This window comes from Sphingomonas sp. ABOLE (assembly GCF_003950455.1).
Taxonomy (GTDB): domain Bacteria; phylum Pseudomonadota; class Alphaproteobacteria; order Sphingomonadales; family Sphingomonadaceae; genus Sphingomonas; species Sphingomonas trueperi.
Window position 1 is genome coordinate 74,101 of sequence record NZ_QQWY01000007.1, and the last position, 26,540, is coordinate 100,640.

29 protein-coding genes, 1 tRNA gene and 1 pseudogene are annotated in these 26,540 nt (G+C 67.6%); 22 read left to right on the forward strand and 9 right to left on the reverse strand.

Features of this window, described 5'->3' with window-relative positions:
• Positions 1 to 6 precede the first annotated feature (6 nt).
• Positions 7 to 91: transfer RNA gene (locus CA234_RS06260), tRNA-Leu, on the reverse strand.
• Between the two features lie 112 nt (positions 92 to 203).
• Between CA234_RS06260 and CA234_RS06265 the strand changes: the two genes are divergently transcribed.
• The 3 genes from CA234_RS06265 (at position 204) to CA234_RS06275 (ending at position 1,392) form a co-directional block, all read left to right on the forward strand.
• Complete coding sequence (locus CA234_RS06265) at positions 204 to 386, forward strand: hypothetical protein (RefSeq protein WP_125973437.1); 183 nt, start codon at positions 204 to 206, stop codon at positions 384 to 386.
• 16 nt (positions 387 to 402) lie between these two features.
• Positions 403 to 591 carry a hypothetical protein gene (locus CA234_RS06270; RefSeq protein ID WP_125973439.1) on the forward strand — a complete coding sequence of 63 codons (189 nt, stop codon included), beginning with the start codon at positions 403 to 405 and terminating at the stop codon, positions 589 to 591.
• Between the two features lie 81 nt (positions 592 to 672).
• Positions 673 to 1,392, forward strand: a complete 720-nt coding sequence (locus CA234_RS06275; RefSeq protein ID WP_125973441.1) for a Crp/Fnr family transcriptional regulator — start codon at positions 673 to 675, stop codon at positions 1,390 to 1,392.
• Positions 1,393 to 1,398: 6 nt separating this feature from the next.
• On the opposite strand, the gene CA234_RS06280 is transcribed toward CA234_RS06275, so the two are convergent.
• Positions 1,399 to 2,016, reverse strand: a complete 618-nt coding sequence (locus tag CA234_RS06280; RefSeq protein WP_125973443.1) for a peptidylprolyl isomerase — start codon at positions 2,014 to 2,016, stop codon at positions 1,399 to 1,401.
• 13 nt (positions 2,017 to 2,029) lie between these two features.
• On the reverse strand, positions 2,030 to 3,541 hold the full coding sequence (gene gatB, locus CA234_RS06285) for an Asp-tRNA(Asn)/Glu-tRNA(Gln) amidotransferase subunit GatB (protein ID WP_125973445.1): 1,512 nt from the start codon (positions 3,539 to 3,541) through the stop codon (positions 2,030 to 2,032).
• Between the two features lie 130 nt (positions 3,542 to 3,671).
• On the opposite strand from gatB, the gene CA234_RS06290 reads away from it, so the two are divergent.
• On the forward strand, positions 3,672 to 4,628 hold the full coding sequence (locus CA234_RS06290) for a glycosyltransferase family 2 protein (RefSeq protein ID WP_126001153.1): 957 nt from the start codon (positions 3,672 to 3,674) through the stop codon (positions 4,626 to 4,628).
• A 149-nt stretch (positions 4,629 to 4,777) separates the two neighbouring features.
• Here CA234_RS06290 and gatA read toward each other — a convergent pair whose 3' ends face one another.
• Together gatA and gatC are read right to left on the reverse strand one after the other, a co-directional pair.
• Positions 4,778 to 6,259, reverse strand: coding sequence for an Asp-tRNA(Asn)/Glu-tRNA(Gln) amidotransferase subunit GatA (gatA, locus tag CA234_RS06295; protein WP_125973449.1), 1,482 nt, complete (start codon positions 6,257 to 6,259; stop codon positions 4,778 to 4,780).
• Complete coding sequence (gatC, locus tag CA234_RS06300; RefSeq protein WP_093292944.1) at positions 6,256 to 6,543, reverse strand: Asp-tRNA(Asn)/Glu-tRNA(Gln) amidotransferase subunit GatC; 288 nt, start codon at positions 6,541 to 6,543, stop codon at positions 6,256 to 6,258. Before gatC ends, gatA begins: the two co-directional genes overlap by 4 nt.
• Before the next feature lie 148 nt (positions 6,544 to 6,691).
• On the opposite strand from gatC, the gene CA234_RS06305 reads away from it, so the two are divergent.
• The 6 genes and pseudogenes from CA234_RS06305 to CA234_RS06325 all read left to right on the forward strand — a co-directional run bounded on the left by CA234_RS06305 (position 6,692) and on the right by CA234_RS06325 (position 12,056).
• Positions 6,692 to 7,795, forward strand: coding sequence for a DUF3089 domain-containing protein (locus CA234_RS06305; RefSeq protein WP_126001154.1), 1,104 nt, complete (start codon positions 6,692 to 6,694; stop codon positions 7,793 to 7,795).
• 55 nt (positions 7,796 to 7,850) lie between these two features.
• The gene (gene ruvX, locus CA234_RS06310) at positions 7,851 to 8,312 is read left to right on the forward strand and encodes a Holliday junction resolvase RuvX (protein WP_126001155.1); all 462 of its coding nucleotides are present in this window, start codon (positions 7,851 to 7,853) and stop codon (positions 8,310 to 8,312) included.
• Between the two features lie 87 nt (positions 8,313 to 8,399).
• Positions 8,400 to 8,798: pseudogene (locus CA234_RS25315) on the forward strand (flagellin); the annotation flags it as partial.
• A 315-nt stretch (positions 8,799 to 9,113) separates the two neighbouring features.
• Positions 9,114 to 9,788: a flagellin gene (locus CA234_RS25320; RefSeq protein ID WP_241213316.1), complete on the forward strand. Its 675-nt coding sequence runs from the start codon at positions 9,114 to 9,116 to the stop codon at positions 9,786 to 9,788.
• A gap of 61 nt (positions 9,789 to 9,849) precedes the next feature.
• Complete coding sequence (locus CA234_RS06320; protein ID WP_084581839.1) at positions 9,850 to 10,839, forward strand: aspartate carbamoyltransferase catalytic subunit; 990 nt, start codon at positions 9,850 to 9,852, stop codon at positions 10,837 to 10,839.
• Positions 10,836 to 12,056, forward strand: coding sequence for a dihydroorotase (locus CA234_RS06325; RefSeq protein WP_126001157.1), 1,221 nt, complete (start codon positions 10,836 to 10,838; stop codon positions 12,054 to 12,056). Before CA234_RS06320 ends, CA234_RS06325 begins: the two co-directional genes overlap by 4 nt.
• Positions 12,057 to 12,060: 4 nt before the next feature.
• On the opposite strand, the gene CA234_RS25155 is transcribed toward CA234_RS06325, so the two are convergent.
• From CA234_RS25155 to CA234_RS06340, 3 genes are read right to left on the reverse strand one after another with little or no spacing between them, the layout of a single operon-like run.
• Positions 12,061 to 13,284: an SPOR domain-containing protein gene (locus CA234_RS25155; protein WP_126001158.1), complete on the reverse strand. Its 1,224-nt coding sequence runs from the start codon at positions 13,282 to 13,284 to the stop codon at positions 12,061 to 12,063.
• The gene (locus CA234_RS06335; RefSeq protein ID WP_125973461.1) at positions 13,281 to 13,601 is read right to left on the reverse strand and encodes a hypothetical protein; all 321 of its coding nucleotides are present in this window, start codon (positions 13,599 to 13,601) and stop codon (positions 13,281 to 13,283) included. Before CA234_RS06335 ends, CA234_RS25155 begins: the two co-directional genes overlap by 4 nt.
• A gap of 5 nt (positions 13,602 to 13,606) precedes the next feature.
• Positions 13,607 to 14,320, reverse strand: coding sequence for a ParA family protein (locus CA234_RS06340; protein ID WP_125973463.1), 714 nt, complete (start codon positions 14,318 to 14,320; stop codon positions 13,607 to 13,609).
• A 133-nt stretch (positions 14,321 to 14,453) separates the two neighbouring features.
• Here CA234_RS06340 and CA234_RS06345 point away from each other — a divergent pair, with 133 nt between their 5' ends.
• Together CA234_RS06345 and CA234_RS06350 are read left to right on the forward strand one after the other, a co-directional pair.
• Positions 14,454 to 15,350, forward strand: coding sequence for an SPOR domain-containing protein (locus CA234_RS06345; protein ID WP_125973465.1), 897 nt, complete (start codon positions 14,454 to 14,456; stop codon positions 15,348 to 15,350).
• Between the two features lie 14 nt (positions 15,351 to 15,364).
• Positions 15,365 to 16,159, forward strand: a complete 795-nt coding sequence (locus tag CA234_RS06350; protein WP_126001159.1) for a MipA/OmpV family protein — start codon at positions 15,365 to 15,367, stop codon at positions 16,157 to 16,159.
• A 4-nt stretch (positions 16,160 to 16,163) separates the two neighbouring features.
• Here the strand turns inward: CA234_RS06350 and serB are convergent, their stop codons facing one another.
• Complete coding sequence (gene serB, locus CA234_RS06355; protein WP_125973469.1) at positions 16,164 to 17,042, reverse strand: phosphoserine phosphatase SerB; 879 nt, start codon at positions 17,040 to 17,042, stop codon at positions 16,164 to 16,166.
• On the opposite strand from serB, the gene miaA reads away from it, so the two are divergent.
• From miaA to CA234_RS06405, 10 genes are all read left to right on the forward strand, one after another.
• A complete protein-coding gene (gene miaA / locus CA234_RS06360) occupies positions 17,035 to 17,967 on the forward strand; it encodes a tRNA (adenosine(37)-N6)-dimethylallyltransferase MiaA (protein WP_125973471.1) in 933 nt (310 codons plus the stop codon). The genes serB and miaA overlap by 8 nt on opposite strands.
• A gap of 93 nt (positions 17,968 to 18,060) precedes the next feature.
• Positions 18,061 to 19,806 carry an acetolactate synthase 3 large subunit gene (locus tag CA234_RS06365; RefSeq protein ID WP_125973473.1) on the forward strand — a complete coding sequence of 582 codons (1,746 nt, stop codon included), beginning with the start codon at positions 18,061 to 18,063 and terminating at the stop codon, positions 19,804 to 19,806.
• Positions 19,807 to 19,852: 46 nt separating this feature from the next.
• Positions 19,853 to 20,368, forward strand: coding sequence for an acetolactate synthase small subunit (gene ilvN, locus CA234_RS06370; RefSeq protein ID WP_064309708.1), 516 nt, complete (start codon positions 19,853 to 19,855; stop codon positions 20,366 to 20,368).
• Positions 20,369 to 20,418: 50 nt separating this feature from the next.
• The gene (gene ilvC, locus CA234_RS06375) at positions 20,419 to 21,438 is read left to right on the forward strand and encodes a ketol-acid reductoisomerase (protein ID WP_125973475.1); all 1,020 of its coding nucleotides are present in this window, start codon (positions 20,419 to 20,421) and stop codon (positions 21,436 to 21,438) included.
• 96 nt (positions 21,439 to 21,534) lie between these two features.
• Positions 21,535 to 22,134: a YceI family protein gene (locus CA234_RS06380; protein WP_125973477.1), complete on the forward strand. Its 600-nt coding sequence runs from the start codon at positions 21,535 to 21,537 to the stop codon at positions 22,132 to 22,134.
• A 64-nt stretch (positions 22,135 to 22,198) separates the two neighbouring features.
• A complete protein-coding gene (locus CA234_RS06385; RefSeq protein ID WP_126001160.1) occupies positions 22,199 to 22,798 on the forward strand; it encodes a TMEM175 family protein in 600 nt (199 codons plus the stop codon).
• Positions 22,799 to 22,874: 76 nt separating this feature from the next.
• Entirely contained in the window at positions 22,875 to 23,495 is a 621-nt protein-coding gene (gene folE, locus CA234_RS06390; RefSeq protein WP_125973481.1) for a GTP cyclohydrolase I FolE, read from the forward strand.
• Entirely contained in the window at positions 23,495 to 24,268 is a 774-nt protein-coding gene (locus CA234_RS06395; protein ID WP_126001161.1) for an SDR family oxidoreductase, read from the forward strand. Before folE ends, CA234_RS06395 begins: the two co-directional genes overlap by 1 nt.
• Positions 24,261 to 24,626: a dihydroneopterin aldolase gene (locus CA234_RS06400; RefSeq protein WP_125973485.1), complete on the forward strand. Its 366-nt coding sequence runs from the start codon at positions 24,261 to 24,263 to the stop codon at positions 24,624 to 24,626. Before CA234_RS06395 ends, CA234_RS06400 begins: the two co-directional genes overlap by 8 nt.
• Positions 24,627 to 24,774: 148 nt before the next feature.
• Positions 24,775 to 26,499, forward strand: coding sequence for a methyl-accepting chemotaxis protein (locus tag CA234_RS06405; RefSeq protein ID WP_241213292.1), 1,725 nt, complete (start codon positions 24,775 to 24,777; stop codon positions 26,497 to 26,499).
• Positions 26,500 to 26,540 lie beyond the last annotated feature (41 nt).

The window sequence follows — 26,540 nt, forward strand, 5'->3', positions numbered from 1 at the left end:
AGGGACTGGTGCGGGCGAAGGGAGTCGAACCCCCACATCTTTCGATACTGGAACCTAAATCCAGCGCGTCTACCAGTTCCGCCACGCCCGCAGGGGACACCGCCGGTCGGCGGGCTCTATAGCAGTCATGGGGTTCGGGGCAAGCACGAAGCAACGATTGGGTGTCGCAAGGCGTTGGGGCTGCAACAATCAGGAGATGTCCCATGCCGGTAGAGCCCCCCATCCAGCCCACCACGCCGCCGCCCGAAGCGCCCGCGCCCAATCCCGGCCAGCCCGGTGGCCCGCCGCCGGAGATCGATCCGCCGGGCCCCGACATCGACGTGCCGGCACCCGAGACCACGCCGAGCATCGATCCCGGCATCACCCCCGGCCAGCCGGTCGCCTGAACCAGGAGAGCATTTCATGCCGAACGTCATCAACGATCGCGACGATCCCCGCCCCGACATCCAGCAGGCGGTCGAAGCCCGCTCCGACGCCGCAGATGCCGCGGCCGAGCAAGGCACGCCGCTAACTAAGGCAGTGCCGCTGGGCGCTGGCGGCGAAAACGGCGCCGACGGGGTCGTGAAGAACCAGGACCTAAACCAGCAATAAGTCCCTCCCCTAACCTGCGATGGCAGCGGCCCCACCCCAACATGGTAGAGCCGCTGTCATCTGTTGGAGATTACCATCGCGATGATCGAACGCCATCTGCTCAAGCTCCGGCTCCGCGACAAGATCGACGCGGCAGAAGAGGCTGCGCTGCGGGGTACGATCGTCGACACCGTCGTACACGCTGCGGGCCGCACCATCGTGCGCGCCGGGGAGGAACTGAACTATTCCACGCTGCTGCTCGACGGGCTGGTCGGCCGTTACAAGGATCTGAAGAACGGCCAGCGACAGATCACGCATGTGCATGTCGCTGGAGACTTTGCCGACCTCCACGGCTTCACGCTCAAGCGACTTGATCACTCCCTGCTCGCGCTGACGCCGTGTACCATTGCACGCGCATCCCACACGCGACTGCGCGAGATCACCGAGACGCTGCCGCATCTGACGCGGATGATGTGGTATTCCACCAATGTCGACGCGGCGATCCACCGCGAATGGGAGGTTTCGCTCGGCCGCCGCTCGGCGATCCAGCGGGCCGCCCATCTGTTCTGCGAACTCCACGTTCGGCTGGGAGTCGTCGGGCTCGCGGACGAGAATGGATACGGGCTTGCGATCAGCCAGGCCGAACTGGCCGAATGTCTGGGCCTGACACCCGTGCATGTGAACCGCGTGCTCCGCGAACTTCGCGAGCGCAGCCTCGTCGAATTCCGTAACGGACGTGTCTCGTTCCAGGACCTGCCGGCGCTTCGACGACTCGCCGAATTCGATCCAGGCTATCTCTACCTGACGCCGCAGCCGCTCTGAAGCGGATCAGCCGGCGATCCGGCGTGCCGTGACGATCTTCACCGGCGCCTCGGGCACTTCGCCCTTGAAGCTTCCCATGATCGTCTTGGTCGGCGACGTGGGCGCGTCGAAGATCTTGAGCAGCACATCGCGGCCTTCGATCACGCGACCGAAGGCGGCGTAGCCGAGATTGTCGCCCGGCTTGCTCGGATCCGCATCGAAGGAGGGCTGGTCGCCGACCATGATGGTAAATTCCCCGCGCGCGCTGCCCGGCGCCAGGCGCGGCAGGGAAAGCGTGCCGTCGAGATGCTTGATGCCTGTTTCGGTCGTCGGCTCATGCTTGATCGGCGGGTACATCTTCGCCGCTGCGTTCTGGATGCCGAACTGGACGAAGCCGAAATTCTCCGCCGGCTTGACGGTGCGGTAGAACACCACGCCGTCGAGCCGCTTGGCGTCGACATAGCGCAGGAAGTTGCGCGCGGAGACCGGCGCCTTGTCGAGATACACCTCGACCACCATAGGCCCGGCGCTGGTCTCGAGCGCAACCTTGGGGTTGGCAGGCGGGGACACCAGCGCCGGCGCGGTCTGCGCCGAGGCGGCCAGAGGAACCAGGCACAAGGCCAGGACGACCAGTCTACGCAGCATCCCCGCGCCTCCCTTAGCTCAGCGCCTTCTTGAGCAGCTCGTTGACCACCGCCGGGTTGGCCTTGCCGGCCATCGCCTTCATCGTCTGGCCGACGAAGAAGCCAAACAGCGCTTCCTTGCCGCCGCGATACTGCTCCAGCTGGTTCGGGTTCTTGGCCAGGACCTCGGCGATCACCGCCTCGATCGCGCCGGTGTCGCTGGTCTGCTTCATGCCGCGTTCTTCGACGATCTTGCCCGGCGCCTCGCCGGTCTCGAGCATGATCTCGAACACCTGCTTGCCCAGCGTGTTGGAGATCGTCCCGTCGGCGATCAGCGAGAGCAGCTCGGCGCCCGCCTCGGGGCTGACCGGGCTTTCCTCGATGCCCTTGCCGAGGCGATTGAGCGCCCCGTACAGGTCCGAGAGCAGCCAGTTGGCCGCGGAACGCGCGACTTCCTGCTCGCCCTTCTTCTGGATCCGCGCGCTCTCGGCGAGCAGCGCCTCGAACCAGCGCGCCGTCTCCGCCTCGGCGGTCAGCACCGCGGCATTATACGGGGTCAGGCCCAGCGATTCCTCATAGCGGCGGCGCTTGGCGTCGGGCAGCTCGGGCAGGCTCTGGCGGCACTCTTCCAGGAAGCTGTCGTCGAGTTCGAGCGGCAGCAGGTCGGGATCGGGGAAGTAGCGGTAATCATGCGCGTCTTCCTTCGAGCGCATCGAGCGCGTTTCGGCGCGGTCCGGATCGAACAGGCGGGTTTCCTGGACGATGCGGCCGCCGCTCTCCAGCACCTCGACCTGGCGGCGCGCCTCGACTTCGATCGCCTGCATCACGAAGCGGACCGAGTTGACGTTCTTGGTCTCCGTGCGCGTGCCGAACGGCTCGCCGGGCTTGCGCACCGACACGTTGACGTCGGCACGCATCGAGCCTTGGTCCATATTGCCGTCGCAGCTGCCGACATAGCGCAGGATCGCGCGCAGCTTGGACAGATACGCCCCCGCCTCCGCTGGCGAGCGCATGTCCGGCTTCGAGACGATCTCCATCAGCGCCACGCCAGCGCGGTTGAGATCGACATAGGAGCGATTCGGATGCTGATCGTGGATCAGCTTGCCGGCATCCTGCTCGACATGGATGCGCTCGACGCCGATCGTCTTCACCTCGGCTTCGGGATCCTTGTCGTCGAGGCTGATCGTCACTTCGCCCTCACCCACCAGCGGGTGGAAGAGCTGGCTGATCTGATAGCCCTGCGGCAGATCGGCGTAGAAATAGTTCTTGCGGTCGAAGCGCGACCATTTGTTGATCACCGCGCCGATCGCCATGCCGGTGCGCACCGCCTGGCGGATGCACTCGCGGTTGGGCGTAGGCAGCATGCCGGGCATCGCCGCGTCGATCAGGCTCACCTGGCTGTTCGGATCCGCGCCGAACGCCGTCGCCGCGCCGGAGAACAGCTTGGCGTTCGACGTCACCTGCGCATGGACTTCGAGGCCAATCACGACCTCCCATTCGCCGGTCTCGCCCTGGATTCGGTAGCTCGATGCAGTCTTGGTCGCCATGTGCTCTTCACAAGGTAATGGAAATATGCGTGCCTCCGCCTATCGCGCGTCGCAGCGTTCAGGTCCAGCGGGCAATTGCGCCCCGCTCCCGAGTCGATTAGGCGCCGCCGATCGGGAAGCGTCGGGGACCATGGCGGTGAAGGCAGGATTTCAGGAACGGGTGGCGGGTCTGCGGGTGGCGGTGCTGCTGCCCTGCTACAACGAAGAGGTGGCGATCGCCCGCACCGTCGAGGCGTTCCGCGCCAGCCTGCCCGGCGCCACGGTCTATGTGTACGACAACAACAGCCGCGACCGGACGATGGAAGTCGCGGCAGCGGCCGGCGCAGTGGTGCGCAGCGAGCGGATGCAAGGCAAGGGCAATGTCGTCCGCCGCATGTTCGCCGATATCGAGGCGGACGTGTACGTCCTCTCCGACGGCGACCTCACCTATGATGCCACTGCCGCGCCGACGTTGATCGAGCGGCTGCTCGACGAACAGCTCGACATGGTGGTGGGCGCACGCAAGTCCGAGGTGGAGCTGGCCTATCGGCGCGGGCACCGGTTCGGCAACCGGATGCTCACCGGCATGCTCGCCCGGCTCTTCGGCCGCAGCTTCAGCGACATTCTGTCGGGGTACCGGGTGTTCTCGCGGCGGTTCGTTAAGAGCTTTCCGGTGCTTTCCGCCGGGTTCGAGATCGAGACCGAGATCAGCATCCACGCGCTGGAGCTTCGCATGCCGGTGGCGGAGATCGTCACCGCCTACGCGGCGCGGCCCGATGGCTCGACCTCGAAGCTGTCCACCTATCGCGACGGCTGGCGGATCCTGCGGACGATCGTGACGCTGTTCCGCATCGAGCGACCGATCCTGTTCTTCGGCAGCATCGCCGGGGTGCTGGCGCTGCTCGCCGTGCTGCTCGCCGTGCCGCTGGGGATCACCTACTGGCACACGGGCCAGGTCCCGCGCCTGCCGACCGCGGTACTGGTGACCGGCCTGTCGATCGTCGCGACCCTGAGCTTCTTTACCGGGCTGATCCTCGACACGGTGGTGCGCGGCCGGCGCGAAGTGCGACGGCTGGCGTATCTGGCCGTGCCGATCGTGCAGGGGTGACCAAATCCTCCCCTGCAAAAAAGGGCGGGGGTATCGCGCAACGACAGAGGGGGTGAAAACGGCGAAGGGGCGCCCCGCCCTACCAGCGGGGACACCCCTCCGTCAGGCCGTCGGCCTGCCACCTCCCCGTTCCGGGGAGGATTGGTAGATTACCACCAGGCGTTGGGCCGAGCGGTGAAGCCCGCGCGCTGCTCGATCGCCAGCCCGGCGTTGAGCACGCCCTGCTCGTCGAACGGCTTGCCGATGATCTGCAGGCCGAGCGGCAGCCCCGCCGCATCCAGCCCGCCCGGCACGCTCATCGCGGGCACGCCTGCCAAGCTGGCCGGCACGGTGAACACGTCGTTGAGGTACATCGCCAGCGGATCGACCTTCTCGCCCAGCCCGAATGCTGCGCTCGGCGCGGTGGGGGTGAGCAGCAGGTCGCACTGGCTCCAGGCATTGTCGAAGTCGCGCGCGATCAGCGTGCGGACCTTCTGCGCCTGGGTATAATAGGCGTCGTAGAAGCCTGCCGAGAGCACATAGGTGCCGATCAGGATGCGGCGCTTCACCTCGTCGCCGAAGCCGGCGGCGCGGGTGGCGGCGTACATCTCCTGCAGGTTCTGGCCCTCGGCCAGCTCGCGCAGGCCGTAGCGCACGCCGTCATAGCGGGCGAGGTTCGACGAGGCCTCGGCCGGCGCGATGATGTAATAGGCCGGCAGCGCATATTTGGTGTGCGGCAGGCTGACCTCGACGATTTCGGCGCCTGCATCCTTCAGCCAGGCGATGCCCTGCTGCCACAGCGCCTCGATCTCGGCCGGGGTGCCGTCCATCCGGTACTCGGCCGGGATGCCGACACGCTTGCCGCGCAGATCGGCGGAGAGGCCAGCCTCCCAGTGCGGCACCGGCATGTCGAGCGAGGTCGAGTCCTTCACGTCGAATCCGGCCATCGCCTCAAGCATAATCGCGCAGTCGCGCACGTCGCGCGCCATCGGGCCCGCCTGGTCGAGCGAGGAGGCGAACGCCACCACGCCCCAGCGCGAGCAGCGGCCATAGGTCGGCTTGATGCCCGAGATGCCGGTGAAGGCGGCGGGCTGGCGGATCGAGCCGCCGGTGTCGGTGCCGGTCGCCGCCGGGCAGAGCCGCGCCGCGATCGCCGCCGAGCTGCCGCCCGAGGAGCCGCCGGGCGCGAGCGGCGTGGTGTCGCCCTCGCCCCGCCGCCACGGCGAGATCACGTTGCCGAAATAGCTGGTCTCGTTCGACGAGCCCATCGCGAACTGGTCGAGGTTGAGCTTGCCGAGCATGCCGGCGCCGGCCTCCCACAGCCGGTGCGAAACGGTCGATTCATACTCCGGCTTGAAGCCTTCGAGGATGTGGCTGGCAGCGGTGGTCTGCACGCCCTTGGTGGCGAACAGGTCCTTCATGCCGATCGGCACGCCGGCCAGCGGCTTGAGCGTCTCGCCCGCGGCGCGCGCCTTGTCGGCGGCATCGGCGGCGGCGAGCGCATGCTCAGGCGTCTTGACGATGAAGGCATTGAGCGCGTCGGCACCGGCCACCGCGGCGTTGAACGCCTCGGCGACCTCACGCGCGGAGAATTCGCCGTCGCGCACGCCGTTGCGGATAGCGGCGACGCCCAGATCGGTCAGCGTGCTCATTCCACCACCTTCGGAACCGTGAAGAAGCCAAATTCGCCCTGCGGCGCGTTCGCCAGCACCGCTTCGCGCTGGTTGCCCTCGGTGATCACGTCGGCGCGCAGGCGCAGTGTGTTCGGGATCACGGCGGTCATCGGCGCGACATCCTTCGTGTCGACCTCGCCGAGCTGCTCGATCCAGCCGAGGATGTTGTTGAGTTCGGGCGCCAGGCGCTCGGCGTCGGCGTCGCTGATCGCGATACGCGCCAGGCTCGCCACTTTCTTCACGGTTGCGGTGTCTACGGACATGCGCCTGCGCCTATCAGCCGAGCCGCGCCCCTTCAAGCGCCTGCGTCGCCCGATCGGCACTTGCGGTTGCATCCTTCGCACGCAACACTGGCCGGAACGCGATTGCGTCGCCGCCCGTTTATGCTGCATTGCACAATGGAGAGGCCGATTGGCCCGAAAGTTTCTTTATGCGGTTGCGATCCTGATCATGCTCGGCGTTGCATCCATGTTCGCCTATCGGCTCTACGGCATCCAATTGATGCGCCAGTTCATGGTGCCTGCCGGAGACGCCGCGGAGCTGCCGCCGGTCTCCCCGCGCGACTATGCCAGGGCGGAGATGTGGATCGCGCGGCCGGACAAGCCGGGCAACCCGGCGCTGTGGACCCCCGCCGGGCACACCCCCGCGGCCAATCCGCGCGCGGCGCTGTTCTTCATCCACCCAACCTCGTTCCTCGACACCAAGCAGTGGAACGCCCCGCTCGACAACCCGGACGCTAATGCCCGCGCTGAGCTGTTCCTGCGCGGCCAGGCAAGCGCGTTCAACGAAAGCGCCGCGATCTGGGCGCCGCGCTATCGTCAGGCGACCTTCGGCGCCTTCCTCACCAGCAAGGCGCAGGCACAAAAGGCGCTCGACCATGCCTATCGCGACGTGTCGGCGGCGTTCGAGGAGTTCCTGCACGAGGCCGGTGACCGCCCGATCATCCTCGCGGGGCACAGCCAAGGCGCACTGCACCTCTCCCGCCTACTCGCCGAGCGAGTCGCGGGTACTCCGATCGCGAAGCGGGTCGTTGCAGCCTATGTGGTGGGGTGGCCCGTGTCGCTCACCGCCGACCTGCCGAAGATGGGCCTGCCCGCCTGTACCGGGCCGAACCAGGCCGGCTGCATCCTCTCCTGGCAGAGCTTCGCCGAGCCCGCCGATCCGGCGCTGATCATCGATGCCTTCGACGCGAGCAACGGCTTCACCGGCAAGCCGCGCGCGGGCACCAGGATGCTCTGCACCAACCCATTGACCGGCAAGCCGAACGACTCGGCACCCGCCAGCGCCAATCTCGGCTCGCTGATCCCGGACCTCAACCTGCAGTCGGCGCATCTCGAGGCCGGCCGGGTGCCGGCGCGCTGCGACGGGCGCGGCATCCTCAAGATCGGCGCGACCCCGCCCGACTTCGGCCAGTACGTGCTGCCGGGGAACAACTATCACGTGTTCGACTACAGCCTGTTCTGGGCGAACATCCGCGCCGATGCCGCGCGCCGGCTGGCAGCCTACAAGCCCTGAGGATGGCGACGGGGAGGCCTTTGCAGCCCCGCCCCGCCTCCCCTATAGCCGCGCGGTGATCACCACCGTTCCCAGCGATTTCCGTGCAGTGCTGCCGGAAGGCGGCCGCCTGATCGGCCTCGACGTCGGCACCAAGACGATCGGCACCGCGCTGTGCGACGCCGGCTGGAGCTTCGCAAGCCCGGCCCAGCTGATCCGGCGAAGCAAGTTCACCAAGGACAAGGCGGCGCTGGTCGAGCTGATCACCGCCCAGCAGGTCCGCGGAATGGTGATCGGCCTGCCGCTCAACCTCGACGGCACCGACAGCCCCCGCACCCAGTCGACGCGCGCTTTTGCCCGCAATCTCAAGGACTTGGGCTTTCCGATCCTGATGTGGGACGAGCGCTGGTCGACCGTCGCGGTCGAGCGCGCGCTGATCGAACAGGATGCCAGCCGTGCCAAACGCGCCGAGCTGATCGACAAGATGGCGGCCGCCTATATTCTGCAAGGTGCCATCGATGGCTTGGTAAACACGTGACTTTTTCTTCGGGCGAAGCCTGAAAGACACGATCCTTTCACCCTGACTAGGATACACCTCCTCCCATCAACAGGGGGACGTTGAAAGATGCTGTCGATCTTGACCAACACCGGTGCTGCGGATGCGGTCCGCGCGCTCAACGCTGCCACCGCCGAAGTGCAGGTCCACCAGGAGCGGATCGCGACCGGCAAGCGCGTCAACAGCACCAAGGACGACAGCGCCGAATAAACTACCGCCCAGCGACTGCGCAGCGACGCCGACGGGCGCCGCGCGATCGGCAAGAGCATGGCGAATGCCGGGTCGGTGCGCGATGTCGCCACTGCCGGTGCGGAGCAGATCAGCAACATCCTCAACAGCATCCGCGAAAAGGCGCTGAGCCTCACCGGCAACGACGCCGGCTCGAAGGACTCGATCTCCCGCGACGTCAAAGCGCTGGTCGACCAGATCAACACGATCGCCAAGAACAGCAATCTCAACGGCATCAACCTGCTGACCGGCCGTCCGGCGACGGTGACCACCACCAAGACGGTGACGACGCTGTCGCCGTCCGCCTACCCCCCGCCAACGTTGCCGACCATGGCCGCGTTGCCGCCGGCATCGACGCTGACCAGCAACGGCACCGGCAGCACGCTCCAGACCGTCACCACCGACGCCCCGAGCGCAAACGCGGGCGACCCCGAACGCGCCGCCAAGGCGCTCGGCACGCCGCCGGAGAATGCCAGCGCCAGCTACACCGTCCCCGGCGGCCAACAGGCCGGCCGCATGGACGTCGCGTTCAACGCGTTCGGCGACGGCGACGTGATGGAAGTCTGGCAGAACGGCACCCGCATCGCCGCCACCGGGCAAAGCTATGCCGCGGGCGGCGGCGCGGTTTCGGCGGGCAAGGCGGTGAGCGGCGAGAATATCGTCAGCTTCGACTATGACCCGAGCAAGGGCGATCTCAGCTTCCGCTTCAACCCAAACGGCGCCTACTCGGGCACCGCATGGGCAGTGACCGGCGTCGCGCTCAACGACAAGACGGCGCCGATCGCCAGCGTTTCCACCAGCGCCACGACGAGCCAGGCAAGGGGCGCCGTGCCGTTCAACTATGACGTCTCGGTCGGTCTCAAGGGCGAGAAGATCAGCATCGGCTCGCGCGACCTCTCCACCACGGGTCTGGGGCTCGATTCGGTCGACTGGCTCGGCGCACTTGGCAGCGCGATCGGCGTAGTCGACGGCGCCAAGGGGCGCGTCAACGAAGCGCTCAGCCATTTCGGCACCAAGGCGCGCTCGTTCGACATCGCCAGCCTGTTCAACACCAAGCTCGGCGGCGTGCTCGATATCGCGGTGGGCAACATCGTCGATGCCGATCTTGGCGTCGAATCGGCCAAGCTTCAGTCGGCGCAGATCAAGCAGCAGCTCGCCGCCAAGGCCCTGTCGATCGCCAACGATCAGCCCAAGATCCTGCTGTCGCTGTTCGACAAGAAGGCCGCATAACGCGGGCGGGCGGAGTCGCGGCCTTGCGCCCGGCCCGCCCCCGCTCTAGGCGGCGGCTTTAATGCACACCTCCGATCATCGCCCCGGTGCCCAGATACAGGGCAGCGCCGTTTTCCCGCACCGGCACCTCACCGGCATTTCGGGACTCCAGCCCCACGAGATCATGTTCCTGCTCGACGAGGCGGAACAATGGGTCGAGGCCAATCGCAGCCGCGCCAAGAGCGACAAAAGGCTGGAAGGCCTCACCCAGATCAACGCCTTCTTCGAAAATTCGACGCGCACGCTGCTGTCGTTCGAGATCGCGGGCAAGCGGCTGGGTGCCGATGTCGTCAACATGCACGCCGCGCAGAGCAGCGTGAAGAAGGGCGAGACGCTGATCGACACTGCCGTCACGCTCAACGCGATGCGCGCCGACGTGATCGTGATCCGCCATGCGAGCTCGGGCGCGGTGCGGCTGATCGCGGACAAGGTCGACTGCCCGGTGCTCAACGCCGGCGACGGCTGGCACGAGCATCCCACCCAGGCGCTGCTCGACGCGCTCACCATCCGCCGTCGCCGCGGATCGGTGGCAGGTCAACGCGTGGTGATTTGCGGCGACATTCTCCACAGCCGAGTCGCCCGCTCGAACATCCTCGCCCTTACCGCGCTGGCAGCCGAGGTGCGCGTGGTCGCGCCCTCGACGTTGATGCCGCCGGCGATGGACCGGATGTTCGTCACCCCCTTCACCGATTTCGATGCCGCGCTGGAAGGAGCTGACGTGGTGATGATGCTCCGCGTCCAGAACGAGCGCATGGCCGGCGGCTACATCCCTTCGACTCGCGAGTTCCACATGCGCTACGGCCTCACCCCCGAACGCCTCGCCCGGGCCAAGCCCGACGCGCTGGTGATGCACCCGGGCCCGATGAACCGCGGGGTGGAGATCGACTCGATCGTCGCCGACCATCCCGAGCGCAGCGCGATCACCGAGCAGGTGGAAATGGGCGTGGCGGTGCGCATGGCCTGCCTCGACGTGCTCACAAGGCGGTCGCGCGGGGTGGAGGGCTGGGCATGAGCAGCATCCTCTTCCGCAATGCCAAGCTGGTCTGCCCCGAGGGCGGGATCTCCGGAGGCGACCTGCTCGTCCAGGGCGATACGATCGCGGCCGTGGGTCAGGTCGATGCGCCTGCCGACACCGAGATTGTCGACGTGGCCGGCAAGGTCCTCGCCCCCGCGCTGATCGACCTCGGCGTATTCGCGGTGGACAAGGGCGCCTGCCGCTTCGGCGGGATCGCCCGCGTCGGCCTGATGCCCGACCAGTCGCCGGTGCTCGACGATCCCGGCATCGTCCGCCGCGCCGCCGTCTCGGGCAAGCCGCAGCTCTGGGTCCATCCGCTCGCTGCCGCCACGCAGGGCCTCAACGGCGAGGATCTGGCCGAAATCGCGATCAACGCCTCGGCGGGCGCCCGCGCCATCGCCACCGGCCGCCGCTGGATCGCCAACGCCGGCACGATGCGCAAGGCGCTGCTCTACGCACGCGACCTGAACCTCACCGTCGTGGCCCATGCCGAGGATGGCGGGCTGGCCGACGGCACCGTCGCCACCGCGGGCGAGACCGCCGCCCGCCTCGGCCTGCCGAGCGCGCCCTCGATCGCCGAGCCGCTCGCCATCGCGCGCGACCTGATGCTCGCCGAGGAAACCGGCGCCAAGCTCCACTTCCGCCAAGTAACGACGGCGGCGGGCTTCGACCTGATCCGTGCCGCCAAGCGTCGCGGCGTGCAGGTTACGTGCGGCATCACGCCGGCGCACCTGCTGCTGTCGGACATCGCGATCAGCGACTTCCGCACCTTCGCGCGCCTCTCGCCGCCCTTGCGTGACGAGAGCGATCGCCAGGCCGCGCTGCTCGCCGTGGCCGACGGTACGATCGACGTGATCGCTTCCGGCCATGATCCGCGCGGGCCCGAGGCCAAGCGCCTGCCCTTCGCTGATTCCGAGCCGGGCATGGCAGGTGCGGAAACGCTGCTGGCGCTGTCGCTCACGCTGGTGCGCGACGGCAAGCTCGGCCTCGACCAGCTGTTCGCGCTGCTCGCCGCCAATCCGGCGAAGATCCTCGGACTGGAGAGCGGTGCGCTCAAGCCTGGCCTGCCGGCCGATCTGATCGTGCTCGATCCGGAAACACCCTGGGTGATCGACGCGCGCAAGATGAACGCGCGCGCCGGCAACACGCCGTTCGACCGCCTGCCGACCCAGGGCCGGGTGCTGCACCTCTACAAGGGCGGCGCGCTGGTCTGAATGATCAGCGCGCGGCGATGCCGACGCGGGACGCGGGCTTGTACCAAGTCGCCACCGCATCGCCCGCCGCCATGCGGACGAAGCAAGTGCCGCCGCCGGTCTTGACCGTGCGGCACAGTCCTTCGGCATCCTTGCGAGCAAAGCTGCCCACCGAGAGGCGATACAGCGTCGCTGTGCCGCTCGGCACGGTGGCGCCCTGCGGCTTGAGGGGGCGCAGTGCCGAGACTCGGCTCCGCAGCTTCTGCCAGGCATCGCGAGCAACGCCGGCATTGGCGAAGGCGCCGAGCTGGACGACATAGGGTCCGGTGGCGGCCACCACAGGTGCCGGCTTGGACGCCAGCGGCTTGATCGACCTCGGCTTCGCCACGCGCACCGGAGCGGGCGTAAACATGGGCGTAGGTACGCGATCGCTGACCGGGATCGGCTCCGGTTCGGGTTCCGGCGTTGCCACGGGCGTGGGTTCCGGGACCATCGCGGCGAAATCGGGCTGCTTGGCGAGCGCGAGCGCCACCGGCTGGCCGGCATCCTGCACCGCCTGCACGTCGAGGACCGCGGCGACCTGGTCATAGGCATTGGCAGGCCGGGCAAAGCTCGCCCATTGCAGCATGCGCGCATTGAGCTGGTCGGGCGCGACGTCCATCGCCGCGACCGCCTTGGCCTCACCCCAGCGGCCGGCCAGCGCCAGCGCCAGTGCGAAATTCTGCCGGGTCCGGGCCGTCGCCTCGGGCGCGCGCACCGCGGGTGCGAGGATCTCCAGCGCGGCGTTCGGATCGCCCGCCAGTGCGGTCGCGAGGCCGAGATCGGCGGCGGGGATGCGCGCGGCATGCGCCTGAAGCAGCGTGCGTGCGCCGCCCCAGTCGCCGGTGCCGATGCTGGCTAGCGCGAGGTTGAGCGCCGCGCGGCCATCCTCGGGGTTCAGTGCCAGCGCGTCGCGCAGCGCCTGCGCAGCCGAGGTGAAACGGCCCGCGAGCAGATAGGATTGGCCGAGCAGCGTACGATAGTCGCCCCGCTCCGGATCGTTCGCCACCGCCTGTTCGGCATGGACGACGGCGGCGGCGGCCTTGTGCGCGGCAAGCGCCTTTTGCGCCGCCCGGGCCTCGCGCGCCGCCTTCTTGGCATTGGGCGCAACGGTGGCGAAGGCGGCGCCGTGCACCATCACCCCGGTCGCGGCGGTGCCGCCGAGCATGAGCAACGCCGCGCCGATCGAAAGCAGTTTGCAGGATTTCATGCGGTGTCTTGTCCTTCGGTCGCGCCGATCCGGCGCGCCAGCGGTTCCAGCTCGACCATGTCGGCCAGCATCGTGTCGATCGCCTCGGTCACCAGCTGCTGCGCCGAGCGGCCGGTAACCACCGCCGCCAGCCGCAGCCGCAGCCGGCGATCGGCATCGAGGCGCAGGGTGAACGCGGCCTTGTCCTTGGTCGCCCGCGCGGTGCGGGCCAGCTGCGCTGCCATCGCATCGCCATCGGATAGCGTCAGCACCGGCTTGCGGGCGAATCCCTTGCGAGCCAGCAGCCCGGCGCTCAGCGACGCGATCGGCTTGTTCATTGCGCTCAATTCACCACCCGGCGACCGAAGCCGCCCGCTGGCCGCGCCGCGGCGAACGGGGCCGCCGCCGCGGGGGCAGCAAAGACTGTCCGGCGGAAATTCTTCTCCAGCCGGTCCGAGACATAGGCCCAGAGGCTCTCGACCTCGGCGGCGGACTTGCTGCCGGAATCGACCTCCATCACCGTCCGCCCGTCGATCATCGAGCCCGCAAAATCGGTACGGTGGTGGAGCATGATCGGCGCGACGGTGCCGTGCTGCGAGAGGGCCAGCGCCGCCTCGGCGGTGATCCGGGCGTTCTGGGTGGCGGCGTTGACCACGAACAGCAGCGGCTTGTGGGCGCGCTCGCACAGCTCCACGGTGGCGCCCACCGCGCGCAGGTCGTGCGGGCTCGGCCGCGTCGGGATGACGATCAGTTCGGCGACCTGGATCACGGTGAGGATCGCGGGGGTGATCGCCGGCGGGGTATCGATCACCACCAGCTTGAACCCCTGCTGGCGCAGCAGCTCGAGATCGGCGGCGAGCCGGGCAACGCTGGTCTGCGCGAGCGCCGGCAGTTCGGCCTCGCGCTCGTTCCACCAGTCGGTCAGCGAGCCTTGCGGATCGAGGTCGATCATCGCCACCGGGCCGGCGCCACTGCGTTGCGCCTGCACCGCCAGATGGCCGGACAAGGTCGTCTTGCCCGATCCACCCTTTTGCGAAGCCAGCGCCAGAACGCGCATCTACCCTCTCGACGTCGACGGAAACTCGCAACTCGCTTGCCACGGCCGCGGATAAGATCGAGTTAACGAGGGCCTTCTAAGCCGCTAAGCCACGGGCGCCGCTTCCGAACGGCCGACCAAAAGGGGATTCGCCTTGCGCCTGACTGCCGCCCTGTTGCTCCTCGCCAGCCTTGCCCTCCCCGCGCCGGCGCTCGCGCAGGACGCCGCCGTAAAGGCGGGCGTCGATGCTTATAATCGCGGCGACTATGCCGGCGCGATGCAGGCCTGGCGCCCGGCGGCGGAGAAGGGCGACGCCGACGCGCAGTATAATGTCGGCCAGATCTACAAGCTCGGCCGCGGAGTCCCGGTCGACATGGTCGAAGCGGAGAAATGGTATCGCCTCGCCGCGCTGCAGGGGCATGATCTGGGCGAGGCGAACTACGGCATGATGCTGTTCGAGAACGGCAAGCGCGAAGCCGCGGTGCCGTGGCTCGAGCGGGCCGTCGCTAACGGCGAGCCGCGCGCGCAGTATCTGCTCGGCGTGATGCTGTTCAACGGCGACGGCGTCGCCAGAAATTGGGTGCGCGCCTATGCGCTGATGCTCCGCGCCTCGGCCGGCGGGCTCGACGCCGCGACGCGAACGCTGGCGCAGATGGACCAGCACATCCCGGCTCTCGATCGCCAGCAGGCGCAGGCCCTGGCGCAGCGCTACGCCAAGGAGACGCGCACGGCCGCCGTCCCGGTCGCGAAGAGCACCCCTGCCCGCCAAGCACCGCCGGTCGCCGTCGCCCGCGCGGCTAAGCCGACCGTCGCGGCCGCACCGCCACCGCCGCGCGCCACCGGCAGCTGGCGGCTTCAGCTCGGCGCCTTTGCCACGCCGGGCAATGCCGAGCGGCTCTGGGGACAGGTCCGCACCCGCTTCCCCGGGCGCCAGCCCACTTATTCCAAGTCCGGCCAGCTCACGCGCTTACTGATCGGACCCTTCCCCTCCCAGGCCGAGGCGGAAAAAGCCTGTGGCGCGATCAAGCCCTGCATGGCAGTGCAGCGCTGACGGGGAGAAAATACATGCAACGATCCATGATGTATGCGGGCCTGCTGCTCGCGCTGGCACCGCCTGCCCATGCGCAGTCCGACACGGACGAAGAGGCCCCCCGTCGGTACCGCATCGCGATCGGCGCGCAGGCGGTGCCGAGCTATCCCGGCGCCGATCACAATGCGGTGCGGCCGCTGTTCGACTTCGCCACCGCGCGCGGCGATGCCCAGTTCGAATATGAGGCGGCCGACGAAAGCCCCAATATCACGCTGTACGACCGGCACGGCTTCGAGGCCGGCATTGCCATCGGTCTGCAAAGCGCCCGCACCCAGAAGCGAGTCGGCGCCGACCTGAGCAAGGTTGGTTTCTCCGTCGAACCCGGTGTGTTCGCCGGCTATTATCTGACGCCGCAGCTCCGTGCCTATGGCGAACTGCGCAAGGGCGTTAGCGGGCATGAGGGCGTGGTGAGCATGCTCGCGCTCGATTATGTCCAGCGCGATGGCGATCGCTGGCTGGTTGCAGTCGGGCCGCGCGTGAACCTGTCCGACGCCAAATATCGCCGCGCCTATTTCGGCGTGACCCAGCGCGACGCCGCCGCCGTGGGAATTCCGGTTTACCGGGTCGGCGACAATGTCGTGCGCAGCGTCGGCCTCGCGTCTACCGCCATCCGCCAGCTGAGCAAGCGCTGGGGCCTGTACGGCTATCTCGCCTATGACCGGCTGACCGGCGACGCATCGCGGTCGCCGGTCACCGAACGGCTCGGCTCGAAGAACCAGTTCTCGGGCGGCCTCGCGCTCAGCTACACCTTCGGCCGCGGGGTACGCTGAGGCCTCAGGCGGTGACCCAGTCGGCGCGGGCGATGCCCTGAGCATAAAGCAGCGCCGTCAGGTCGCCATGGTCGATCCGGGCGCCGGCAGCGGCGGCGACGATCGGCTTGGCGTGGTAGGCGACGCCCAGCCCGGCCTTGCGGATCATCGCCAGGTCGTTGGCGCCGTCGCCCACCGCCATGGTCTGCTCCGGGGCGAGGCCCAGCTCGGCCATCGCGCCGAGCAGCGTGGTTTCCTTGGTGCTGCTGTCGACGATCGGCTTGGTGACCGTGCCGGTGAGCTTGCCGCCGTCGATCTCCAGCACATTGGCGATGCGGCGGTCGAAGCCGATCTGCGTGCCAACCGGCTCGGCGAAGCGGGTGAAGCCGCCCGAGACGAGGATCGTGTGAGCACCCCGCGCGCGCATGGTCTGCACCAGCGCCTGGGCGCCGGGCATCAGCCGCACGCGCTCTGCGAGGCACTGGTCGATCGCGCTCTCGGGGAGGCCCTTGAGCAGCGCGACGCGGGCATCGAGCGCCTCGGCAAAGTCCAGCTCGCCGCGCATCGCCCGCTCGGTCACTTCGGCGATCTGCGGCTTGATGCCGGCATAATCAGCCAGCTCGTCGATGCATTCGACGGTGATCATCGTCGAATCCATGTCCGCGACGAGCAGCTTCTTCTCGCGATGCGCATCTGCCTGCACGATCACGTCGGCCCCGGCGATCGCACCTTCCAGCGCAGCACGCGCGGCGTCCGGCTGACTAGCGAACGGCAGGTCCGCAGCAATGCCCTCGTCGAGCCAGCGCCAAGCGCCCGCCGCGCAGCCCGCCGCCGAAAGGCGATCCTTGGCCGCCTCCAGCTGCCCTGACGTGAGACCTTCTGCTATCAGCGTCGCAATGAACATGATTTCCCCTGGGCTGTCGCGCGTCGCGCTCATTGCAGGGCCGACGGCCAGCGGCAAGTCCGCGCTGGCGCTGGCGCTCGCCGAAAAGCATCGCGGCACCGTGATCAACGCGGATTCGATGCAGGTCTATGCCGATCTCCGCATCCTCACCGCACGCCCCTCCGCAGAGGAAGAGGCCCGCGCCCCGCACCGGCTGTTCGGCCATATCGACGGCGCCGAGGCCTGCTCCGCCGCGCGTTGGGCTGCCGAGGCCCGCGCCGCGATAGCCGAGGCGCATGCCGAGGATCGCCTGCCGATCCTGGTCGGCGGTACCGGCCTGTATCTGCGTACGCTGATCGACGGTATCGCGCCAATCCCCGAGATCGACCCCGCCATCCGCGCCGGGATCCGCGCCCTGCCCGTCGCCGAAGCGCATGCCGCACTGGCGCTCGCCGACCCGGCCGCCGCCGCGCGGCTGCATGCGACCGACACCACCCGCGTCGCCCGCGCGCTCGAGGTCGTGCGCTCGACCGGTCGCACGCTCACCGAGTGGCAGGATCGCCGCGAGGGCGGGATCGGCGACCAGGTCCGGCTCGCCGCGATGATCCTGCTCCCCGATCGCGCCTGGCTGGGCGAGCGCATCGATCGCCGCTTCGCAACCATGCTCGCCACCGCCGAGGGCGAGGTGCGCGGTCTGCTCGCCCGCACCGACGTGCCCGCCGACGCGCCGGTGCTGCGCGCGATCGGCGTCGACGAGATCGGCAGGATGCTGCGGGGCGAATGGGAGGCCGACCAGGCGCAGGAAGCGGGCGCCACCGCCACCCGCCAATATGCCAAACGCCAGTACACCTGGTTCCGCCGCCAGCCTCCAGGGGGGTGGGAGGTGACAGCGGAGACAGATACGTACGAAAATTTGAGCAAGATTGAAAGGAAATTATTTCAATAGGGGTTGACGCATCATATTCGTGCGAGTAGCAGCCTCTCTCCGGCGGAGCACTTTCCGCACTGTATACCATTTTTCGAATGCGTGGAGGCAAAGGTGACCGAGAAAAGCGGCGCAGACATCCTGATCGAGGCTTTGACCGACCTCGGGGTGGAAGTCGTGTTCGGCTATCCGGGCGGTGCCGTGCTTCCGATTTACGACGCCCTGTTCAAGCAGGACCGGATCAAGCACATCCTCGTCCGCCACGAACAGGCCGCCACCCACGCCGCCGAAGGCTATGCGCGTTCGACCGGTAAGCCGGGCGTCGTCCTCGTCACCTCGGGTCCGGGGGCGACCAACGCGATTACCGGCATCACCGATGCGCTGCTCGATTCGATCCCGATGGTCGTCATCACCGGGCAGGTCCCGACGACGCTGATCGGCACCGACGCCTTCCAGGAGGCGGACACGGTCGGCATCACCCGCCACTGCACCAAGCACAATTATCTGGTGAAGCGGCCGGAACTGCTCGGCGCGACCGTCCATGAGGCATTCCATATCGCGGTCTCGGGCCGCCCCGGCCCGGTCGTGATCGACATCCCCAAGGACGTCCAAGTCGCCACCGCGCGCTACGAGGCGCCGGGCCCGATCCAGCACAAGACCTATCGCCCGACCACCGAGCCCGAAGCGGCGAAGATTCAGGAAGCGGTCGACATGCTGGCGGCGGCCGAGCGCCCGGTCTTCTACACCGGCGGCGGCGTGATCAATTCGGGGCCCGAAGCCACGCGCCTGCTGCGCGAGCTGGCGGCGCTGACCGGCGCGCCGGTCACCTCGACGCTGATGGGCCTGGGCGCCCTGCCCGCCTCGTCGGACCAGTGGCTGGGCATGCTCGGCATGCACGGCACCTATGAAGCCAATATGGCGATGAACCAGGCCGACCTGATCATCGCGGTGGGCTCGCGCTTCGACGACCGCGTCACCGGGCGGCTCGATGCCTTTGCGCCGAACAGCCGCAAGGTGCATATCGATATCGATCGGTCGAGCGTGAACAAGAATGTCCGCGTCGATCTGCCGATCATCGCCGATTGCGCGCGGGCGCTGGACGCGATGGTCGAGAGCTGGAAGGCTCGCGCCCATCCCAAGCCCGATCTCGGCGAGTGGTGGAGCCGCATCCAGGGCTGGCGTGCGCGCCGCTGCCTCGACTTCCCGGAGGCGGGCGAGGCGATCATGCCGCAGCGGGCGATCCGCGCGCTGTACGAGGCGACCAAGCACCGGGCGCCGATCATCACCACCGAGGTCGGCCAGCACCAAATGTGGGCGGCCCAACATTTCGGCTTCGAAGCGCCGAACAAGTGGCTGACCAGCGGCGGTCTCGGCACGATGGGCTATGGCCTGCCCGCTGCGATCGGTGCGCAACTCGGCAACCCCGATGCGCTGGTCATTGATATCGCAGGCGAAGCCTCGATCCAGATGAACATCCAGGAGCTTGCGACCGCTACGCAATATCGGCTGCCGGTGAAGATCTTCATCCTCAACAACGAATATATGGGCATGGTCCGCCAGTGGCAGGAGCTGACCTACCAGTCGCGCTATTCCGAGAGCTATTCGGATGCGCTGCCCGATTTCGTGAAGCTGGCCGAGGCCTATGGCTGGAAGGGCATCCGCATCGAAAAGCGCGCGGAGCTGGAAGACGGCATCCAGGCGATGCTCGACTATGACGGCCCGGTGCTGGTCGATTGCCGCGTGGCGAAGCTCGCCAATTGCTTCCCGATGATCCCGAGCGGAGCGGCCCATACCGAGATGCTGCTCCAGGCGAGCGAAGTCTCCGGCGAGATGGACGACGAGGCCAAGGCGCTGGTTTGACCGGATTTTGGATCCTGCCCGCGCGGGCAGGATCGAAGGGGTAGAAATGCACATCAAGGAAGAAGCCATCGAGCGCCATACGCTGGCGGTCATCGTCGACAACGAGCCCGGCATCCTCGCGCGGATCGCCGGCCTGTTCACGGCGCGCGGCTACAATATTTCGTCGCTCACCGTGTCGGAGATCAGCGACGACGATCTGATCAGCCGGATCACCATCGTCACCTTCGCGTCCGCACCGGTGATGGAGCAGATCATCGCCCAGCTCGAGCGGCTGGTGCCGGTCCACAAGGTGGTCGACCTCACCACCAAGGGCGAGCATGTCGAGCGCGAGCTGGCGCTGGTGAAGGTGGTCGGCACCGGCGATCACCGGATCGAGGCGCTGCGCCTCGCCGAAGTCTATCGCGCCCGCGTGGTCGATGCGACCATCTCCAGCTTCGTGTTCGAGGTCACCGGCACGATCGACAAGATCGACAAGTTCGTCGAGCTGATGCGCGAAGTGGGGCTGATCGAAGTCGCCCGCACCGGTATCGTCGCGATCTCGCGCGGGCGCGAAGCCGCCTGACATTTTCCGCGCATCCGCGCACCGCTGATTTGAAAGGGAAGAATACCACCATGCGTGTCTATTATGATCGCGACGCCGATCTGAACCTGATCACCGACAAGAAGATCGCCATCCTCGGCTATGGCAGCCAGGGCCATGCGCACGCACAGAACCTGCGCGACTCGGGCGTCAAGGAAGTCGCGATTGCCCTCCGCCCGGGTTCGACCTCGGCCGCCAAGGCGGAAGCCGCCGGCTTCAAGGTGCTGCCGAACAAGGAAGCCGCCGCCTGGGCCGACATCCTGATGATCCTGGCGCCGGACGAGCACCAGGCCGCGATCTATGACGCCGACCTCAAGGGCAACATGAAGCCGGGTTCGGCGCTCGCCTTCGCGCACGGCCTCAATGTGCATTTCGGCCTGATCGAGCCGCCGGCGGACATCGACGTGATCATGATCGCGCCCAAGGGTCCCGGCCACACCGTGCGCAGCGAATATGTCCGCGGCGGCGGCGTCCCCTGCCTCATCGCGATCCACCAGGACGCCTCGGGCAACGCGCATGACGTGGCGCTGGCCTATGCGTCGGGCGTCGGCGGCGGCCGCTCGGGCATCATCGAGACCAACTTCCGCGAAGAGTGCGAGACCGATCTGTTCGGCGAGCAGGCCGTGCTGTGCGGCGGCACCACCGCGCTGGTCCAGGCCGGCTTCGAGACGCTGGTTGAGGCGGGCTATGCTCCCGAAATGGCCTATTTCGAGTGCCTGCACGAACTGAAGCTCATCGTCGACCTGATGTATGAAGGCGGCATCGCCAACATGCGCTACTCGATCTCGAACACCGCCGAATATGGTGACATCAAGACCGGCCCGCGCATCATCACCGAAGAGACCAAGAAGGAAATGAAGCGCGTGCTGGCGGACATCCAGTCGGGCCGCTTCGTCAAGGACTTCGTGCTCGACAACCGCGCCGGCCAGCCCGAGCTGAAGGCCAGCCGCATCGCCGCCAAGCGCCACCAGATCGAGCAGGTCGGCAGCGAACTGCGCGCAATGATGCCGTGGATCGGCGCCAACAAGCTGGTCGATCAGTCGAAGAACTGATCACGAGCGGAAACCGTGGGTTGCCGGCTGCGCACTAGCTTTGCGCAGCCGGCGGCCGCATTACGTGCATGACGCAACCACCCAAGGGGAACAGTCATGCGCGCTCTCATTGCCCTCGCTCTTTTCGCGACCGCTCCGGTCGCCTTCGCCCAGGAACTTCCCGGCCAAGCCGACGCCAGCCGCGTTCCCGCCGGTACCTATGTCGTCGACACCGGTCACACCCAGGTCGACTTCCAGGTCAACCATTTCGGTTTCAGCCAGTTCACCGGCCAGGCCGGCGGCACCACCGGTTCGCTGACGATCGATCCGGCCAAGCCGAACGACGCCAAGCTGGACATCACCATCCCCACCAGCGGCATCGTCACCACCGTCGCGGCGCTCGACAAGCACCTCGCCTCGCCGGACTTCTTCGATTCGGCCAAGTATCCGACGATCCGCTTCGTCTCGACCAAGGTCGTCGTCACCGGCACCAAGGCGCAGATCACCGGCGACCTGACGCTGCACGGCGTCACCAAGCCCGTCACGCTCGACACCACGCTCGTCGGCGCCGGCACCAACCCGATGTCGAAGAAGCTGAACTTCGGCTTCGAGGCGACCACCGCGATCAAGCGCAGCGACTTCGGCATGGACAAATACGTCCCCTTCGTCTCGGACGAAGTGAAGCTGCACATCAACGCGGCATTCTCGGCCAAGTAAACCCTTGGTTTGATTGCCCTGTCCTCCTGCCTGCGCCACCACGGCCGCGGGCAGGAGGACGGATATGCAGGACCAGGAAGGCCGCGACGGTGCCAAGCGCGTCGAGGCGTTTTCGGATGGCGTGATCGCCATCATCGTGACCATCATGGTGCTGGAACTGCACGCGCCCGAGGCGCCGGGGCTGCGTGCACTGGCCGCGCAGTGGCCGGTCTTCCTCGCCTATGCACTCAGCTACGTCTATGTGGCGATCTACTGGGTGAACCATCACAAGCTCTTCCAGTTCGCCACCCGCGCCGGCAACGCGCTGCTCTGGTCGAACATCGTGCTGCTGTTCACCTTGTCCCTGATCCCCTTCGCCACCGCCTATTTGGGCGAGCAGCATTTCAGCGGCGAGGCGACGCTGCTGTACATGCAGGTGATGCTCCTCCCCTCCTTCGCCTACAACTGGCTGCAGCGGGTGATCCGGCGCACCGGCGCCCAGTCGGCCGAAGCCCAGCGCTACCACCGCCGGACGCTGCGCAAGAGCATGCTTGCCTGCTGCCTCTACCTGGCGGGCGTCGCCGTGGCGATCGCGTCGCCCGCCGCCGGCCTCGCCTGCGCCGCGCTCGTCGCGCTGCTCTGGTGCCTGGCCGACGGCCCGCTCGATCGGCTGTTCGAACGCTGACCTTGGGTTGCACCTGTAGCCACTTTGCTGTTTCTGCAGTCCGAATCCGCCACGCGCGGCGAAAGGACAGACAGACATGCACGATCCTCACCATGACCCTGTAGACGGTGACATCGTCGCCCCCCCGCCCAAGATCCCCGTGCCCGAGCATGTCGCCGAGGCGATCCGCACGCTGATCCGCTGGACCGGCGACGATCCCGATCGCGAGGGCCTGCTCGACACCCCCCAGCGCGTCGCTCGCGCCTGGAAGGAATATTGCGCCGGCTATGGCGAAGACCCGTCGCACCATTTGTCGCGCGTGTTCGAGGAAGTCGGCGGCTATGACGAGATCGTGCTGTTGAAGGACATTCCCTTCCAGTCACATTGCGAGCACCACATGGCGCCGATTACCGGCAAGGCATCGATCGCCTATCTGCCCAGGAACCATGTTGTCGGCATCTCCAAGCTTGCGCGCGTCCTCCATGCCTTCGCCCGCCGCCTGCAGGTGCAGGAACGGCTCACCGCGGAAGTCGCCGACTGCATCTGGAACCATCTCCACCCGCAAGGCGTCGCGGTGGTGATCGAGGCACAGCATGGCTGCATGACCGGCCGCGGCGTGCGCACGCCGGGCGTGGGCATGGTTACCAGCCGGATGATGGGCGTGTTCCGCGAGGACGAGCGAAGCCGGGCCGAAGTGCTCAAGCTGATGGGCTATTGATGCCCGGGCGGGTGCTGGTCACGGGCGGCGCACGGCGGATCGGCGCAGCGATCGGCCGGGGGTTGGCCGCGCGCGGATGGGCCGTGGCGATCCACCACCATCACTCGCCCGACGAAGCCGAAGCCTTTGCCGCCCAGCTCCGCGCGGCAGGCGCGTCGACCGCGATCGTCTGCGCCGAACTCGCCGATCCTGCGGCCCCCGCTGCACTGGTGGAGGCGTGCCGCACGGCCTTCGGTGCCCCGCTCGACGCAGTGGTCAACAATGCATCGCTGTTCGCCTATGATCAGGCGCCGATCGCCGATTACGCGCTGCTCGACCGTCACATGCACGTGAACCTCGCCGCACCTGTCGGGCTCGCCATGGCGCTGGCCGCACAGCCGGATCTGGCGGAAGGTGCTGTGGTGAACCTGCTCGACCAGAAGGTGGGCAATCTCAACCCGGATTTCTTCAGCTATACCTGCTCGAAACTGGCGCTCCAGGGCGCCACCCACATGCTCGCGCAGAAGCTGGCACCGCGGGTGCGGGTGAACGCGGTGTCCCCTGGGCTCACCCTGCCCAGCCTCGACCAGAGCGCGGAGGAATTCGCCCGCACCGGCACCCAGAACCTGCTCCGCCGCCCGGTCGACCCGGCCGACATCGCCGCCACGGTCGCGCACCTGCTCGAATGCCGCAGCATCACCGGGCAGAATGTCTATGTCGATTGCGGCCAGCATTTCCTCGCGCGCGACAGCGACGTGATGTTCGAAGGACGCGAGCACCGCCCCGATGCCTGACTATGTGATCCATCTCGAAGCGCTGGAGGTCTCGATGGGCCTCGGCATCCACCCGGAAGAGCGCGCCGCCCCCCAGCGCGTCCGCATCGACGTGGCGATGACCTGCCGCTACCCCGACGTGCCCGAGGACCGGATCGACGCGGTGGTCGATTACGACTTTCTCCGCGAGGGCATCCACGCCCTTGTCCGCTCGCGCCATTTCGAGCTGCAGGAAGTGCTGTGCGAGCAGGTCGCCGCACTGGCGATGCGCGATCCGCGCGTCATCCAGGTCCGCGTCCGTTCGGCCAAGCAGGACATCTACCCGGACGCCCGCGTCGGCTGCGAGGTGGTCCGTATTCTTACGAATATGCAGCAATAATCCCGATTCGAGGCACCGCGCCCCGATCCTCCCCCTATAATCTACCAAAGGCCTTCCTCGCCGGAGGCCCGCTTGGGGGACGCGTGCGCCTGTCACCAGAGGATCGTGGATGTCGATTGCAAGTTTCGTTCGCAACAGCGCGTTAGCCATGATGGCGCTTCTGGTTGTCGGCGGCTCGCTGGCGGCCTGGCGGCTGGATCGCATCCGCATGGGCGGCGAGGTGCAGCTGCACCAGCAGGTCAATGCCGACCTCATCGCAGATATCCTTCCTCCCCCCGAATATATCATCGAGCCGTTTCTCGAAGCGACGCTGATCGCCCGTAATCCAGACACCGTGGGCACCCGTGCCAAGAAGCTGGAGGGCCTCAAGAAGCTCTACCTAGAGCGCAACCAATATTGGCAGACCGCGCGGGTGGACGAGAGCCTGCGCAGCCAGCTGCTCCAGCAGGCACACCCTGCCGCCCAGGCCTTCTGGAACGAACTCGAACAGGGCTTCCTGCCCGCCGCCCGCAAGGGCGACCGCGCCGCGATCGAGGCCAGCTACGCCAAGCTGACCGGCCTGTACGACGCCCACCGCACCGCAGTGGACAAGCTCGTCACCATGGCATTGGCGGACCAGCAGCGCGTCGCTGCGAACGGCGCATTCGAATTCTACCTCGCGATCGGCATCGTGCTGGCGCTGGCGCTGATCGTCGGCGGCCAGGCCGCGCATTTCTACATCACCATGTATCGCCGGGTGCTGGAGCCGGTCGGCACGCTGTCGGCGCTCACCGACCGCCTCGCCAAGGGCGAAGTGGCGACGATCCCCTATCAGGATCGCACCGACGAAATGGGCCGCATCGCCAGCGGCCTGGAGCATTACCGCGCCGCCGCCGCCGCGCAGAGCGAGGCCGATGCGCGCAAGCTCGAGGCACAGCGCGAAGTCACCGAAGTGCTCGGCAACGGCCTGCTAGCGCTGCGCGAGGGCGATCTCAGCCGCACGATCGACCAGCGTTTCCCGGCCGAATATGAAGTGCTGCGCCACAACATCAACGAGGCAATCGCCTCGCTGCGCGCCCGCGTCCAACTGGTCAGCGAAAGCGCCGACAATATCCGCAACACCTCGTCCGAGGTTGCGCAAGGCTCCGAGGATCTGGCGCACCGCACCGAGAAGAGCGCGGCCAACCTCGCCCAGGCGACCGAGGCGCTGGCGAAGATCGAAGAGCGCCTGCGCGCCACGATGATCGCAGCCGACAACACGGTGAAGCGCGCCGGCGAGGCGACCACGGCACTGCGCGACGGCCGCGGCACTACCGCCCGCGCGGTGCAGGCGATGGACCGCGCGAGCGGCAGCGCCAAGAATATCGACGGCGTGATCGAAGGCCTGGACAAGATCGCCTTCCAGACGCGGGTGCTCGCGATGAACGCGGCGGTCGAGGCCGGCCGCGCCGGCGAGGCGGGCCGCGGCTTCATGGTCGTCGCCGACCTCGTCGCCGCGCTGGCACTCCGCGCCGAGGACCAGGCCAAGCAGGCCCGCGACATGCTGAGCGAGACCCAGGCCGACATCCTCCAGGCTGCGGATGCCGTGCACGACACCGATACTGCACTCGACACCATCTCGAGCGACGTCGAGGCGGTGCACGACCTGATCGCGGCCATCGACCATGACAACCACGCCCAGTCGGCGGCAGTCAGCCAGGTCTCGACTGCGATGAAGGGCATGGACCAGGTGACGCAGCAGAACGCGGCGATGGTCGAGGAAACCTCGGCGGCGATCCGCAACCTGTCGAGCGAGGTCAACGCGCTTGCGCAGCGTGCCGGCGCCTTCCGCTTCGATCGCACCGCCGGCACGCGCGCCGCCGTCCACACGGGCGAGTTGGCGACCCTGCACTGATAGGAGAGGAAGCCCCTGACCTTCCGAGGACAGGGGCTTTT